Consider the following 16,034-nt stretch of genomic DNA (forward strand, 5'->3'; position numbering starts at 1 on the left):
CTCTCAGGCGCCGAGCTCGTTGTCGATGAGGGCGAACAGCTCATCCGTGGTCGCGGTCTCCAGCACGTCGGTGGACTTGGTGCCGGACAGGGTCTTGTGCAGGGTGGTCACCATCGCCTGCAGCCGGGCGACGATCCGGGACCGGTCGATCCCGGCGGCGTCCAAAGTGGACGCGACGGCCTCCAGCCGGTCCAGCTCCACTTCCAGCGGGACCGCGGCCTCGCCGCCGCCCAGCCGGGTCCACAGGTGCTCGGCGAGCGCCTGCGGGTTGACGTGGTCGAAGGCGACGGTCGCCGGGAGCTTCAGCCCGGTGGCGGCGCCGAGCCGGTTGCGCAGGTCGACCGCGGTCACCGAGTCGAAGCCGAGCTCCTTGAACGCGCGGGCCGGCTCGACCGCCGATCCCCCGTCGTAGCCGGCGACCACGGCAACCTCGCCGCGCACCAGCTCCAGCAACGTCCGCTGCTGTTCGGCGGGGGTGAGCGCGGCCAGCTTCGCCTTGAGGTCGCCGGTGTTCTCGACGGCTTCGGTCTTGTCCTCGGCGACCTCGGGCAGCGCGCGCAGCAGCGGCCGCGGGCGGGCGAGCTGGTACACCGGCGCGAACGCGGCCCAGTCGATGTCCGCGACGACCAGGTGGGTCTCGTCGTGGTCCAGCGCCTGGCCCAGTGCTTCGACGGCGAGCTCCGGCGCCATCTCGGCCAGGCCCATGCGGCGCAGCAGGTCGCTCGCCTCGGCGTCGACCATGCCCCCGCCGCCCCAGGAACCCCAGGCGACCGCGGTCGCGGTGCGGCCCGCGGCGCGGCGGCGCCGGGCGAGAGCGTCGAGATAAGCGTTGCCCGCGGCGTAGGCGGGCTGGCCGGAGGTGCCCCACACCGCAGCGCCGGAGGACATCAGCACGAACGCGTCCAGCTCGGTGTCGCCGAGCAGCTCGTCGAGCAGCGCGGCGCCGGTGACCTTGGCACGGGTGGCCGCGGCGAACTCCGCGGGCGTGACGTCGACCAGCGGCGACTCGGCGGTGAGGACACCGGCGGCGTGCACCACGGCGGTCGGCGGGTGCTCGGCCAGCAGCACCTGCAGCTGCTCCTTGTCGGAGACGTCGCAGGCCACCACCGTTGCGCCCAGCTCTTCGGCCAGCTCACGGGCGCCTTCGGCGTCGAGCCCGCGGCGGCTGGTGAGCACGAGGTGCTCGGCGCCGCGGCCGGCCAGCCACCGGGCGACGTGCGCGCCGACCGCGCCGGTGCCGCCGGTGACCAGGACCGTCCCCCGCGGCTTCCACTCCTGCGCGGTGCCCTTGAGCGGAGCGCGGACCATGCGGCGGGCGAACACGCCGGACGACCGGATCGCGACCTGGTCCTCACTGTCCACACCGGACACCACAGCGGCCAGGCGGGCGGCGTCGGCGGGGCCTTCGACGTCGACCAGGCCACCCCAGGTGGCAGGCAGGTCGAGCGCGGCGACCGTGCCGAGGCCCCACACCGCCGCGGCGGCCGGGTCGGCGTCGGAGAAGGCGTCCACCGCGACCGCACCGCGGGTGACGACCCAGGTGGGAGCGTCGACGCCGGTGTCGCGCAGTGCCTGCAGCAGCGCGAGGGTGGCGGCGACGGCGGTGCTGAGCGCGGGGTGTTCCGGGTGTTCGCGGGTGTCGAGCGCGAGCAGCGACAGGACGCCGTCGAACGGCCGCACGGCGGTGGCCTCGGCGACCAGCCCGGCGAGGGCTTCACGGTCGGCCGTGGCGATCACCCGCACGACATCGCCCTGCCCGGCGAGCGCGTCGGCCAGCTCGGCCGCCGCGGGGACGTCCGCGGGCACGACGACCAGCCAGGTGCCGGCCAGCCCGCCCGTGACGCTCACCGGCGCCCAGGAGACGCGGTAGCGCCAGGACTCCACCGTGGACAGGTCGGTGCGGCGGCCGTGCCACGCGGCCAGGGCCGGGACGACCTCGGCCAGCGGCGCGGCCTCCACGCCGAGCCGGGAAGCGAGCGCGTCGACGTCGCCGCTCGTCACGTCCTGCCAGAAGTCCTGGTCGGCGACCTGTGCTCCGGTCACGGGAGTCGTGGCGGCGTCCTCTTCGAGCCAGAAGCGCTTGTGCTGGAAGGGGTAGGTCGGCACGTCGGTGATCCGCCCGCCGGGCACCAACGACGCCCAGTCCGCCGCGCCGCCGCGGACCGAGTGCTCGGCCAGCGACGTCGCGAACCGGGTCAGGCCGCCTTCGTCGCGGCGCAGGGTCCCGGTGACGGAACCGCTGTGCCCGCCCTCGTCGAGGGTCTCCTGGATGCTCATGGCCAGCACCGGGTGCGGGCTGACCTCGATGAACCGCGTGTAGCCCGCCTCCGCGAGCTTCGCGACGACCGGGGCGAACCGGACCGTGGTGCGCAGGTTGGTGAACCAGTACTTCGCGTCCAGAGCCGACACCGGCTCTTCGGTCACCGTCGAGGTCATCGCGACCGTGCCGGCGCCGGGGGTGATCGGGCCGAGGTCTTCCAGGAGGCGGTCGGCGAGGTGCTCGACGTGCGCCGAATGCGACGCGTAGTCCACCGGCACGCGCTTGGCGCGGAAACCTTCGGCGACGAGCTGGTCGCGCAGCTCGTCGAGGGCCTCACCGTCGCCGGACAGCACCGCCGAGGTGGCGCCGTTGTCGGCGGCCAGCGAAATCCGGCCGTCCCAGGCGTCCAGGCGGGTCAGCAGCTCGGCGGCGGGCAGCCCCGCGGCGAGCATGCCACCACCGCGGCCGCCCAGGACGTCCCTGATCGCCTTGCTGCGCAGCGCGACCACGCGGGCGCCGTCCTGAAGCGACAGTGCGCCCGAGACGCTCGCGGCGGCGATCTCGCCCTGCGAGTGCCCGATCACCATGTCCGGCTCCACGCCGTGCGCGCGCCAGACGGCGGCCAGCGAGACCATCACGGCCCACAGCATCGGCTGGACGACGTCGACGCGGTCGGCAGGCGGGGTGCCGGGCTCACCGCGCAGCACGGCGAGCACCGACCAGTCCGTGAACTCCCGCAAAGCGGCGTCGCATTCGGCGATCCGCGCGGCGAACACCGGCGACTGCTCGATCAGCTCGAGCGCCATGCCGGTCCACTGGGAGCCCTGGCCGGGAAAGACGAACACGGTCTTGCCGCGGACGTCGGCGGTCCCGGTGACGACGTCGGGGCGCGAACCGCCGGCGGCCAGCGTCTCCAGGGCCTGCTTGGCGTCCGCCGACAGCACCACCGCGCGGTGGTCGAGCTTCGCGCGGCCGGTGGCGAGGGTGTAGGCGACGTCGGCGAGGTCGCCGTCGACCTGGGACGCGAGCTGCCCGGCGGCCTCGGCCAGCGCGGCCGGGGTCTTCGCCGACAGCACGAGCGGGCACACCGCGGGCTCCGGCGTCTCGACGACGTCGGTCTCCGGGGCCTGCTCCAGGATGACGTGCGCGTTGGTGCCGCTGACGCCGAACGACGAGACCGCCGCCCGCCGCGGACGGCCCACCTCCGGCCAGGCACGCGGCTCGGTGAGCAGCTCGACCGCGCCGGCGGTCCAGTCGACGTGCGTCGAGGGTGTGCCGACGTGCAGGGTGCGTGGCGCCTTGCCGTGCCGCAGCGCCTGCACCATCTTGATCACGCCCGCGACGCCCGCCGCGGCCTGCGGGTGTCCCATGTTGGACTTGATCGAGCCGAGCAGCAGCGGCTCGCCGGTGGTGCGCTGCCCGTAGGTCTCCATCAGCGACTGCGCCTCGATCGGGTCGCCGAGAGCGGTGCCGGTGCCGTGCGCCTCGACGACGTCCACATCGGACCGCGACAGCCCGGCGTCGGCCAGCGCGGCCTCGATCACCCGGACCTGCGACGGGCCGTTGGGCGCGGAGAAGCCGTTGCTGGCGCCGTCCTGGTTGATCGCGGAACCGCGCAGCAGCGCGAGGACGCGGTGGCCGTTGCGGCGCGCGTCGGAAAGCCGCTCCAGCACGAGGACGCCGACGCCCTCGGCCCACGACGTCCCGTTCGCGTCGTCCGAAAAGGACCGGCTGCGGCCGTCGGCGGACAGGCCGCGGCGGCCGCTGAAGTCGACGAACATCTCCGGGGTGCCCATGACGGCGACCCCGCCGGCCAGCGCGAGCGTGCAGTCGCCGTCCCGCAGGCCTTGCGCGGCCATGTGCAGCGCGACCAGCGACGACGAGCACGCCGTGTCCACCGACACCGACGGGCCTTCGAGGCCGAGGGTGTAGGAGACCTGCCCGGAGACCAGGCTGCCGTCGGGGCTGCCGCCGCTGTAGTCGTGGTACATCACGCCGGCGTAGACACCGGTCGGGCTGCCCTTGAGCGCGTGCGGGTCGAGCCCGGCGTGTTCGAACGCCTCCCACGAGGCTTCGAGCAGGATCCGCTGCTGCGGATCGGCGCGGCGCGCGTCACGGGGGCTGATGCCGAAGAACTCGGCGTCGAAGCCCGGGGCGTCGTAGAGGAACCCGCCGTGGCGCGTGTAGGTCTTGCCGGGCCGGTCGGGGGTGGGGTCGTAGATGCCCTCGAGGTCCCACCCGCGGTCGGCGGGGAACTCCCCGATGACGTCCCGGCCCTGGTCGACCAGGTCCCACAGGTCGTCCGGCGTCCGGACGTCCCCGGGGTAGCGGCAGCTCATGCCGATGATGGCGATGGGTTCGGCGTTGCGGGCTTCCAGTTCCTGCACGCGGCGCCGGGCCGCCTGCAGATCCGCCGTCGCGCGCTTCAGGTAGTCGCGGAGCTTGTCCTCGTTGCTCATGAGATGCCCAATTCCTCGTCCAGCACGGCAAAGAGCTCGTCGTCGGTGGCCTCGTCCAGGTCGGCGGTCTCGGCGACGCCGGTGTTCGCCTCGGTCCACTTGCGCATCAGGGCGTCCAGGCGGGCCGTGACCTTCGCCGTCGAGCCGTTGAGCGAGCCCGCGGCGGCCAGGGACGCCTCCAGGCGGTCGATCTCGGCCAGCAGCGAGTCCGCCGGGCCGCGACCCGGGCCCAGCAACGCGTGCAGCCGGGACGCCAGCGCCGCCGGGGTCGGGTGGTCGAACACGATCGTCGCCGTCAGCTTCAGGCCCGTCAGGGCGCCGAGCTGGTTGCGCAGCTCCACCGACGTCAGGGAGTCGAACCCCATCTCCTGGAAGGCCCGCTCCGGCTCGACGAACCCGAGCCCCAGCACGGCCTTGACCTGGTCGGAGACCACTTCCAGGAGGTACGCCTCGCGTTCGGGCTCGGGCAGCGTCGCCAGCCGGGCCGCGACGGCGCCGTCGTTCTTCGCCGCCGTCCGGCGGGGCGCCGCGGGCCGGACCATGCCGCGCAGGACCGGCGGCAGCGAGTCCGCGCGGGACCGCAGGGCCGCGACGTCCAGCTTCACCGGCGCGAGGACGGCGTCCTCGGCGACCAGGCAGGCGTCGAGCAGGGCGAGCGCGTCGGCGGTCGCCATCGGCGGGGTGCCGAGGCGGCGCAGGCGGCGGAAGTCGGCTTCGCCGAGTTCGCCGGCCATGCCGCCGTCTTCGGCCCAGGCGCCCCAGTCCAGCGCCGTGGCCGGGAGGCCCTCGGCGTGGCGGTGGCGGGCCAGCTCGTCGAGGAAGGCGTTCGCGGCGGCGTACCCGGCCTGCCCGGCGGCCAGCACCGTGCTCGCGGCCGAGGAGAACAGGACGAACGCGTCGAGGTCCTTCGTGAGTTCGTGCAGGTGCCAGGCGCCGTCGACCTTGGGGGCGAAGACGCGGTCGAGTTCGTCGGCGGTGAGGTTCTCGACGCGGCCGGCGGACGGGACGCCCGCCGCGTGCACCACCGCGGTCAGCTCGACACCTTCGACCAGCGCCGCCACGGACGCGCGGTCGGTGACGTCGCAGCTCGCGATCGTGACTTCGGCGCCCAGACTCGTGAGTTCGTCGCGCAGCTCGGCAGCGCCGGGCGCGTCGGCCCCGCGACGGCTGCTGAGCAGCAGGTGCCGGACGCCGTGGTTCGTCACCAGGTGCTTCGCGACGACCGCGCCGAGCCCGCCCGTGCCGCCGGTGATCAGGACCGTGCCCTCGGGGTTCCAGCCCAGGTCGCCGGACGGCGTCGCCGCGACCAGGCGCGGCACCAGGACCTTGCCGTCGCGCACGGCCACTTCGGGTTCGCCGGTGGCCAGCGCGGCTTCGACGTCCTCGCCGTCGACGAGCACGAACCGGCCCGGGTTCTCGGCCTCGGCCGCCCGCACCAGGCCCCACACCGGGGCGAGGGCCGGGTCGACGTCCTCGCCGTGCACCGACACCGCGCCGCGCGTGACGACGGCCAGGCGGGCCTCGCCCGCCAGGGTTTCCCTGATCGCGGTGAGCACCTGCCGGGTGACCGCCCGGGCGGCGGCGGGGACCGCACCGTCCGGAGTGGACACTTCGAGCACCCGTGCGGTGGCCGGGGTGCCCCCGGCGGCCGGTTCCCAGGCCACCCGGAAGAGCGAGCTCGGGGCCAGCTTGTCGAGCGAGATCGCCCGCGCCGCCAGGGAGTCCACGGACAGCACGGGGTTTCCGGCGGCGTCGGCGATCTTCAGCGTGAGGGTTTCGGGGCCGGTCGGCGTCACGTGGACGCGGAGCGCGGCCGCCCCCGCGGCGTGCAACGTCGTGCCGCTGAAGGAGAACGGCAGCATCGGCTTCGCTTCGCCGTCCTCGGGCGCGGGGCCGAGCAGCTGGGCGTGCATCGCCGCGTCGAGCAGCGCCGGGTGCAGGCCGTATTCGCGGGCCTCGGCACCGTCGGGGAGGACGACCTCGGCGTACACCTCTTCGCCGCGGCGCCACATCGCGCGCAGGCCCTGGAACGCCGGGCCGTAGTCGTAACCCAGGTCCGCGAGCTGCGCATAGGGGTCGTCGAGGGGGACCTCGGTGGCGCCCGCGGGCGGCCACTCGGTGAGGTCGAACGCAGGAGCGCCGGCCTCGGCGGTCACGAACCCTTCGGCGTGGCGGACCCAGGCGTCCTCGCCGTCCGGTCGCGAGTGGACGGTCACTCGCCGTCGCCCGGCGTCTTCGGCTTCGAGGGAGACCTGGATCGCCGCGCCCGCGCCCTCGGCCAGGGTGAGCGGGGCGTGCAGCGTCAGCTCCTCGATGCCGGTGCAGCCGGCCTCGTCGGCGGCGGCGCGCGCCAGCTCGACGAACGCCGTGCCGGGCAGGAGGACCGTGCCGAGCACGACGTGGTCGGCGATCCACGGCACCGTGTCCGCCGACAGCCGGCCAGTCAGCACGACGGTGTCCGACTCGGGGACGCGGACGACGGCGCTGAGCATCGGGTGCGCGGCGGGCTGCTGGCCGTGGTCCGCGGCGTCGCCGGTCGCGGTGGTGGCCGGCAGCCAGTAGCGGGTGCGGCGGAAGGCGTAGGTCGGCACCTCGACACGGCGGGCTCCGGCGTAGAACGCCGGCCAGTCCACCGGAATCCCGCGGGCGTGCAGAGCGGCGACCGCGGTGACGACGGCGTGGGCTTCGTCGCGGTCCTTGCGCAGGGCCGGGACGAAGGCGAGCGTCTCGTCGTCGAGGGCGGTGCTCGCGGCGGCGGTCAGGACCGGTGCCGGGCCGATCTCGACGAACGTCCCGACGCCTTCGGCGGCGAGCGCCCGCACGCCGTCGTCGAACCGGACGGTCGCGCGGACCTGCTCCACCCAGTACTCCGGCGAAGCCAGGTCGGCCCCGGCGGAAACCGTGGAAACGATCGGGATTCCGGGCTTCGCGTAGGTGAGCTTCTCCGCCACCACCGCGAACTCGTCCAGCATCGGTTCCATCAGCGGTGAGTGGAACGCGTGCGAGACGCGCAGCTCCTTGGGTCGCTCGAAGTGCGCGACGACGGCGGCGACCTCGTCCGCGGCGCCCGAGACCACCAGCGAGCCGGGGCCGTTGATCGCGGCGATGCTCACCCCGGCCGTCAGCAGCGGGGTCACCTCGGCCTCGGTGGCCGGGATCGCGACCATCGCGCCGCCCGCGGGCAGGGCCTGCATGAGCCGGGCCCGGGCCGCGACGAGCGTGCAGGCGTCGTCGAGCGAGAGGATCCCCGCGACGTGGGCCGCGGCCAGCTCGCCGATCGAGTGCCCCAGCAGGTGGTCGGGGCGCACGCCCCAGGACTCGACCAGCCGGTACAGCGCGACCTCGAACGCGAACAGCGCGGGCTGGGTGCACCCGGTCCGCGCCAGCGCTTCGGCGTCGTCGAAGACCGCGCGGTCGAGGTCCAGCCGGGTGCAGGCGGCGTCGAGGGCTTCGGCGAACACCGGGTACTTCGCGGCGAGGACCCGGCCCATGCCGGCGCGCTGGGCGCCCTGGCCGGTGAAGAGGAAGGCCGTCCGGCCGGTGCCCCGGCGGTCGCGCACGACGTTCGGCGCGTCCTCGCCCGCGGCCAGTGCGACCAGCCCGGCGCGCAGCTCGGCGGCGTCGGAGCCGACGACGACGGCCCGGTGGTCCAGCGCCGAACGCGTCGTGGCCAGCGAGAACCCGACGTCCGCCAAGTCGCCGGCGTGGTCCACGAGCTGCCGAGCCTGCGCGGCGACGGCGTCCGCGGAGTCCGCCGAAACCGGCCAGGCGACGACCGGGACCTCGGCTCCCGAGCGCTCCTCGGCGACGGGCTCGGCCTGCTCGATGATCACGTGCGCGTTGGTGCCGCTGATGCCGAACGAGGACACCGCGCCCCGGCGGGGCCGGCCGGCCTCGGGCCACGCGCGGGACTCGGTGAGTAGTTCCACCGCCCCGGCCGACCAGTCGACGTGCGGCGACGGGGTGTCCACGTGCAGGGTCTTCGGGAGCACCCCGTGCCGGATGGCCTGCACGACCTTGATCACGCCGCCCACCCCGGCGGCCGCCTGGGTGTGCCCGATGTTGGACTTGAGCGAGCCGAGCCACAGCGGCTGGTCCGCGGCGCGGTCCTGGCCGTAGGTGGCCAGCAGGGCCTGCGCCTCGATCGGGTCGCCGAGCTTGGTGCCGGTGCCGTGGCCTTCGACGAGGTCGACGTCCGTTGTGGACAGTCCGGCGGTGGCGAGGGCCTGGCGGATCACGCGCTGCTGGGCCGGTCCGTTGGGGACGGTCAGGCCGCTGGAGGCGCCGTCGGAGTTGACCGCGCTGCCGCGCACGACCGCGAGGACGTCGTGGCCCAGGCGCTCGGCGTCGGAGAGGCGCTCGACGACGAGCACGCCGGCGCCTTCGCCCCAGCCCGTGCCGTCGGCCCCGGCGGCGAAGGCCTTGCAGCGGCCGTCGCCGGACAGGCCGCGCTGCTCGGTGAAGTAGACGAACGTCTCGGGGGTGGCCATCACCGTCACGCCGCCGACGAGGGCCAGCGAGCAGTCGCCGCGGCGCAGCGCCTGCGTGGCCCAGTGCAAGGCGACCAGGGACGACGAGCAGGCCGTGTCCACCGAGACCGCGGGGCCTTCCAGCCCGAGAGCGTAGGCGACCCGCCCGGAGACGACGCTGCCGGCGGCCGCGTGGCCGAGGTAGTCGTGGTACATCACGCCGGCGAACACGCCGGTGCTGCTGCCGCGCAGGGTTTCCGGCACGATGCCCGCACGCTCCAGCGCGGTCCACGACGTCTCCAGCAGCAGCCGCTGCTGCGCGTCCATGGTGAGCGCCTCGCGCGGCGAGATCCCGAAGAACTCCGGGTCGAATTCGGCGGCGTCGCGGAGGAACCCGCCTTCGCGCGTGTTCGTGGTGCCGGGCCGCTCCCCCGCCGGGTCGTACAGCCGGTCGAGCGGCCAGCCGCGGTCGGCCGGGAAGGCACCGATCGCGTCGGTACCGGTGGCGACCAGCTCCCACAGGTCGTCGGGGCTCGCGACGCCGCCGGGATAGCGGCAGTCCATGCCGACGATCGCGATCGGCTCGGTGTCGCGCCGCCGGACCTCCTGCAGGGCGCCCTTGGCCTCGCGCAGGTCGGCGGTCGCGCGCTTCAGGTAGTCGAGCAGCTTCCGCTCGTTCTCGGCGCTCACGCCATTACCCCCGTTCCGGCGCGCGGCCGGGAAATGGCAGGAAAAACGGTACTCACGTAATCGACCACCTAACCGCGAAAGGGGTGGAAGGTGCCACGCCGAAAACGCTACCGAGGTCCTTTGTGCCGTCCCACCCCTAACGGCCCCACAATCAGCGGGTCAGGGCGGCGGCCAGCTCGCGCGGCGCAACACGACCGGGCGGAGCAGGGCGGGACAACGGCTGGGGCGGGGTCGTGAGTGAGAAACAGTGTTCTACCCCTGTTTCCCACTCACGACCAGCCGCGGCAGACCGGCTACCCGAGCCCCACGATCAGCGGGTCAGGGCGGCGGCCAGCTCGCGCGGCGCGGGCAGCGCGGCGATTTCGTCCCGCAGCGCGGTCGCCGCGCCACTCAGCGAAGCCAGTTCCCCGATCCGGTCGGCGGAGCCGACGAACCCCGCCCCGGCCGCCGCGATGCGCGCACCGATCGCCGTCTCCGTCAGGGAAAGCTGGGGCACGCCGTGGGCCGCCGCCGCGAGGGCGAGGGACGCGTCACCGTCGTGGACGACCGCGCCGCACGTCGGCAGGAGCGCCGCCGGGGGTGCCGTGTCCACCAGCCGGACGTTGGGCGGCATCGTGACGCCGGCCGGGATCTCCGCCGCATCGGTCGCCCAGACCACCTCGGCCTCGAGGCCGGTGACGGCGTCGAACACCGGTCCGGCCAGTGTCGCGTCCGTGAGCGACAGCAGCACCCGGCTGCGCCTTGCCTTGCGGCGCAACCATTCCGGCACCACGACCGGACCGAAGTACGGCACGTGCCGGACCGGACGGGCGTCCGGGGAGTCCCGCAGAGACGGCGGAACGGTGTCGAAGTCGGCCGGGCCGGACTCGTCGTGCGGGCCCAGCAGCCGGATAGTGGCGACGCCGGCAGCCGGTGCTTGCGCGTCGGCGACCACGACGTCGGGCCGCCACAGCTCGGCGAACTCGGCCAGCGCCGCGGACTCCGTGTCCTCGGTACCGAGGTCGACGGCGACGCAGCCGGTACTGAGGATCTCGTCGACGAACGACGCCTGCCCGGCGATCTTCACGTCGTGGCCGGCGGTCCGCAGTGCCCACGCGAGAGGCACCAGGTTGTGCAGCCGCGCGGGCGACGGCGGAGCGGCCAGGAGTACGCGCATGGGATCCACTCCAGAAAAGGAAACCGGGCCGGCCCGGTGCGGATAGTCGTTTTCGACACTATCCGCACCGGGCCGGCCCGCTAACCCCTACAAATCCCTATTGCCCCGGCAACGTCACCGCTTCGATCGGACTGCGCCGCATCGCGAGCCGCGCGGAAAGCGCGGTGACCGGCCAGACGATCAGGAACACGGCGGCGATGACCGCGAGGAACACCCACAGCGGGCCGACCGGCACGATGGTGCCGGACGAGATCGCCATCGGGATGATGGTGAACAGCGAGATCGCCGTCCCGAGCACCAGGCCGAGCACGGCCAGGATGCCGCCCTCGATCATCAGCATCGAGCGGACCTGCCCCCGCCGCGCCCCGGCGAGCCGCTGCACGCCGAACTCGCGACGCCGCGACAGCACCGCCACGGCGAGCGTGTTCACCGCCGCGATCGCCGCGTAGGCGATGGCGAGCACGGCCAGCAGGTAGTGGATCATCGCTTCGATGTCGGCGATGGCCGCGAAGCTCTCCTTCACCGCGTCGGAGTCACCCACGACGGCCCCGGGCCAGTTCGCCGTCGCCGCGGTGACCGCCGAGACGGTCGCCGCCGAATCATGTCCGTCCGCCGCGCGGACCAGCAGCCGGTTCGCCATGCCCGGTGTCGTGTGCGGGGCGAGCAGCGCGGCCGGCAGCACGATGCTGGGGTAGCCCGACGGGCTGTCCAGCAGCGCGACGATCTTCACCTTCGCCTGCGCCCCGTCGCCGAGGCGCAGGGTGATCCGGTCACCGAGCTTCAGGTCCAGGTCGTCCGCGATGCCTTCGGGCAGCGCCACCGTTTCGCCGGTGAGGTCGCCCAGCGAACCGGACGTCACCGGCGTCGCCAGCACCCCGTTCGCGTCCCGGACGTCGAGGCCGAGCAGCCGGCCCGGGTCGCTGCCGTTGCCGTCGTAGGGCTCTTCGATCCAGCCCTGGCTGGTCACCAGCGGCGACACCGACCCGACGCCCGGCGCCCGCCGGACGGCGTCGGCCAGCGCGGGCGAGACCGCGCCGGTGCCGCTGGTCACCACGGCGTCCGCCTGCAGCTGGCCGGCGTAGGCGCTGATGATGGCGTCTTGCTGCGTGGTTTCGGCGTACACGTTCCCGAGCGCGACCGCGGTGGCGAGCGTGATCGGCGTCAGCACCGCGGCGAACGCCACCGCGCGGGTCCGCGAGTTGATCACCGCGAGCACCGCGTCGCGGCCGCCGACCCGCCGGATCAGCGGCCCGAACCGCGTGGCGACGAACGCCAGCAGCTCCGGGCCGATCAGCGCGACGGCGATCGAGCCGGTCAGCACGGCGGCACCGCACACGGCCGACGTGATGTCCACCGGCGTGAACAGGCTCGCGATCGCGAGCACCACGGTCGCCGCGGCGAGCACCTTGGCGCCGAAGCGGCGGACGTCGTTGACCTTCGCGGGCGGGATGGCCGCCTCGGCGAGCGCCTGCAGCGGCCGGGCCCGCGCCGCCGGCAGCGCGGCGAACCACGCGGCGGCGAACGAGATGCCGAGCGAGACCACCACGCCGCCTCCGAAGGCGATGATCCCCTGCTGGAACTCGAGCTGGGGCGGGAGCATGCCGTGGCCCGTGGTGAAGCTGAAGATCTCCGTGCCGACCAGGCGGCCGAGGACCAGCCCGGCCAGGGCGCCCAGCACGGCGACCACCATGGTCTCGGCGAGCACCATGCGGTGCACCTGCCGCGGCGTCGCGCCGGTGGCCCGCAGGAGCGCGAGCTCCTGCTGCCGCTGCCGGACGGTGAGGCTGATCGTCGCCGACACCACCAGCGCCATGACCACCAGGACCATGCCGCCGAACACGCCGGCGAGCAGGATCAGCGGCAACTGGGCGCCGTCGATGCCGGGGAACTCGGCGGAGCCGCGGTCGGCACCGGTCAGCACGGTGAGCGCCGGCAGCTGTTCGGCGATCCGGGCGGCGACCTCACCGGCGTCGACGCCGTCGGCCGGGAAGACGCCGACCAGGTCGACCGTGCCGGGGTGCACCGAGAACTGCTGGGCGTCGGCGGGCGAGAAGAACAGTGCGGGCCCGGTCCGGTCGCCGTGCACGATCCCGGTGACCACGAAGTCCCGCGGCGGCGCACCGTCGACGGCGATGGGCACCTGGCCCCCGGCACGCACTCCGGCGGCCGCGGCCGAAGCCTCGTCGAGGACGACCTGGCCGGTCGAGCGCGGCTGCGAACCGTCCACAAGGGAGTAAGGCGCGAGCACGGCGGAGTCCCACCCGTGTCCGGCCAGCGGCGCTTCGGCGCCCAGCGGCCCGGCCGCGGTGGCCACCACGGCGGCGAACGTCGTGTCCGGCACGACCTGCCGCACGCCCGGCACGGCCGCGATCTTGGCGACCTGGTCGGCCGGGACGCCCGCGCGCTCGCTGTAGGGGACGACCTGCGACTCCTCGTCGGGCAGCTTGAACCCGCCCGAGCCGCCGACGACGACCGGCGCGGCCGCGAGCCGCTGCGGCTGGGCGTCGATGGCCAGCGCGGTCTCGAAGAGGCCGCCGCACGCGATCAGCAGCGAGCAGCCGACGAGGACCGCGACGAACGTCGCCAGCGAGGCGGCCGCGCGGTAGCGCAGGCTGGCCAGCGCCATCCGCAGGACCACCCGCCGCGGGTTCACTGCCGCCCCCTCGCCTGCTTGGCCCGGGCACCGAGGCGCGCCAGCTCCGCGGCGACCATCTCGACGGCCGGACTGGCCATCTTCGTCACGATCTGCCCGTCCACCAGGAAGAGCACCTCGTCGGCGAACGACGCGGCGACCGGGTCGTGGGTGACCATCACGATCGTCTGGCCGGCGTCGGCGAGCTCGCGCAGCAGCCCGAGCACCTCGAGCGCGGTGGACGTGTCCAGCGCGCCGGTCGGCTCGTCGGCGAAGGTCACCGCCGAGCGGCCGGCGAGCGCGCGGGCGATCGCGACGCGCTGCTGCTGGCCGCCGGACAGCTCGCCGGGACGGTGCCGGACCCGCTGCGACAGGCCGACCCGCTCGACGACCTGGGCGATCCACGCCCGGTCCGGTTCCTTGCCCGCCAGCAGCATCGGGAGCGTGATGTTCTCCTCGACGTTGAGGGCAGGCATCAGGTTGAACGACTGGAACACGAACGCCACGTGCTCGCGGCGCAGCTCGGTCAGCTGGGTCTCGGTGCGGCCCTTGAGGTCGGTGCCGACGAGCGTGACGCTGCCCGTGTCGGGCCGGTCGAGCCCGGCGGCGCAGTGCAGCAGGGTGCTCTTGCCGGACCCCGACGGGCCCATCACCGCGGTGAAGCTGCCGGCGGGGAACTCCACGCTGACCCCGGCGAGCGCGACCACACCGCTCTCGCCGCGCCCGTACGTCTTCTTCACCGAGTCCAGCCGGACGGGCGACCCGGTGGTCGTCATGGTCGTCATCCCCGCGCGATCCGTTCGTTCGAGCGGTTGCGGACCGCGTAGTACCAGGGCACCACGATGAGCGCACCGCCGAGCAGCGGCCAGATCCAGAACGGCGAATGCAGGCTGAGCGTCGCGAAGCACATGATCAGCCAGACCAGCAGGTTGATGCCGGTCGCGGCGAGCCACACGATCGCGATCACTTTGAGGGCGGTCGTGCGCCCCGCGGTTTCTGTCGTCCCGGCCATGTCGGCCCCCGATCTCAGAAATCTGTGTATGGATTACACAGATTAGCCTAGTGCGGCGTTCGGGGAACCGGGGACCCCTGCCGGATCAGGGGTGGATCACTCGCCGAGGCGCAGCCGGCGGTCCCGTTCGCGCGTGGACCACAGGCCGAGCACGAGCAGGCCGCCGCCGAGCGCCGGCCACAGCACCCACGGCCCGTCCCAGTGGCCGCTGACCAGTCCCAAGGTGAGGTAGACGGCGAGGTCGACGAGGTTGATGACGCTCCACACCGCCAGCCCGACCCGCGGGGCGGCCGCCAGGATCGGCGGCACGACGGGCTCGGCGCTGCCGTCGACGGCGCTGCTCAGCTCCGCGAGCGTGGTGGCGGTCCGCACTCTGGCCAGGCGGACCTCGGCGTCGTCGCACCGGCCTTCGGAGCGGGCGTGGTCGATCCGCGTGACCGCGAGCTTGCGGTCGAGCTCGGTGGCCCGCGTACGCTCCGGCCACAGGAGCCGGCCGACGGCCTCCGCCACCGGCCTGTTCTCGATCACGTCCGCTCGCCCTCCGCCCAAATCAGTGTAAGACTTTCACAGTTTACTGCCGGAGCACTCGCCAGGGAAGACGCACCATGCTGGACAGGGACACGACGCCGGAGCTGCCACCCGGGCTGGCGCTGGCGTGGGGAGCGACCCCGCCGCCGCGCCGCGGCCCCAAACCGGCGCACACGGTGGCGCAGATCGTCGCGGCGGCGGTGGAGCTCGCCGACGCCGACGGCGTCGCCAACGCCTCGCTCCCCAACATCGCCCACGAGGTGGGGGTCACGACGAACGCGCTTTATCGCTATGTCAGCTCCAAGGAAGAGCTGACGGTGCTGCTGGCCGACGCCGGCTGGGGGCCGCCGCCCGCGGGCTTGGCCTCGTCGGGCGACTGGCGCTCCGACGTCCGTGCCTGGACCCGGGCGGTCGTCGAGCGGCTGCTGGGACGCACGTGGCTGCTGGACCTTTCGATGCGCGGCGACCCGGTGACCCCGCACCGGCTGGCCTGGACGGAAGTGCTGCTGCGCGCGTGCTCGCTCGCCGGCGTCGGTGAGGAGCACCTGCTGGGGTGCGTGACGCTGGTGTCCGGGTTCGCCCACGCCACGGCCGTCCGGCTGGCCACCCCGACCACGCCCGCCGAGGCGTCGGCGGTGCGCGACCACCTCGCGCCCCGCCTGAGCCGCGCGGACTCGGCCGGGCTGGCGGCCCTGGTCTCCGCCGGCCGGTACCCGGCGACGGCGGAGGACCGCGAAACCTTCTTCACCACCGGCCTCGACCCGGTGCTCGCGGCGGTGGCGGGCCTGACCGGTCGTGAGTGGGAAACGGTGTTCTAACACTGTTTCC

The 16,034-nt window shown here is 74.1% G+C and carries 7 protein-coding genes and 1 pseudogene; 1 reads left to right on the forward strand and 7 read right to left on the reverse strand.

The features are described 5' to 3' along the window. Positions 1–3: 3 nt before the first annotated feature. The 7 genes and pseudogenes from QRX60_RS03865 to QRX60_RS03895 form a co-directional block, all read right to left on the reverse strand. Positions 4–4,731: a type I polyketide synthase gene (locus QRX60_RS03865; protein WP_408630255.1), complete on the reverse strand. Its 4,728-nt coding sequence runs from the start codon at positions 4,729–4,731 to the stop codon at positions 4–6. Continuing rightward, positions 4,716–9,854 (reverse strand): annotated as a pseudogene (locus QRX60_RS03870) (SDR family NAD(P)-dependent oxidoreductase); the annotation flags it as partial. The gene QRX60_RS03865 and the pseudogene QRX60_RS03870, both read right to left, overlap by 16 nt. A gap of 334 nt (positions 9,855–10,188) precedes the next feature. After that, positions 10,189–11,034, reverse strand: coding sequence for a nucleotide disphospho-sugar-binding domain-containing protein (locus QRX60_RS03875; RefSeq protein WP_285999421.1), 846 nt, complete (start codon positions 11,032–11,034; stop codon positions 10,189–10,191). A 97-nt stretch (positions 11,035–11,131) separates the two neighbouring features. Continuing rightward, a complete protein-coding gene (locus tag QRX60_RS03880) occupies positions 11,132–13,687 on the reverse strand; it encodes an ABC transporter permease (protein ID WP_285999422.1) in 2,556 nt (851 codons plus the stop codon). Then, positions 13,684–14,442, reverse strand: a complete 759-nt coding sequence (locus QRX60_RS03885) for an ABC transporter ATP-binding protein (protein ID WP_285999423.1) — start codon at positions 14,440–14,442, stop codon at positions 13,684–13,686. The genes QRX60_RS03880 and QRX60_RS03885 overlap by 4 nt, the downstream gene beginning before the upstream one ends. A 5-nt stretch (positions 14,443–14,447) precedes the next feature. Beyond that, entirely contained in the window at positions 14,448–14,678 is a 231-nt protein-coding gene (locus QRX60_RS03890; protein ID WP_285999424.1) for a hypothetical protein, read from the reverse strand. Between the two features lie 96 nt (positions 14,679–14,774). Beyond that, positions 14,775–15,206, reverse strand: a complete 432-nt coding sequence (locus QRX60_RS03895) for a DUF1707 domain-containing protein (protein WP_285999425.1) — start codon at positions 15,204–15,206, stop codon at positions 14,775–14,777. Between the two features lie 77 nt (positions 15,207–15,283). Here QRX60_RS03895 and QRX60_RS03900 point away from each other — a divergent pair, with 77 nt between their 5' ends. Continuing rightward, the gene (locus QRX60_RS03900) at positions 15,284–16,024 is read left to right on the forward strand and encodes a TetR/AcrR family transcriptional regulator (RefSeq protein WP_285999426.1); all 741 of its coding nucleotides are present in this window, start codon (positions 15,284–15,286) and stop codon (positions 16,022–16,024) included. The last annotated feature ends 10 nt before the right edge of the window (positions 16,025–16,034 follow it).

It is taken from the genome of Amycolatopsis mongoliensis (assembly GCF_030285665.1).
GTDB classification, from domain to species: domain Bacteria; phylum Actinomycetota; class Actinomycetes; order Mycobacteriales; family Pseudonocardiaceae; genus Amycolatopsis; species Amycolatopsis mongoliensis.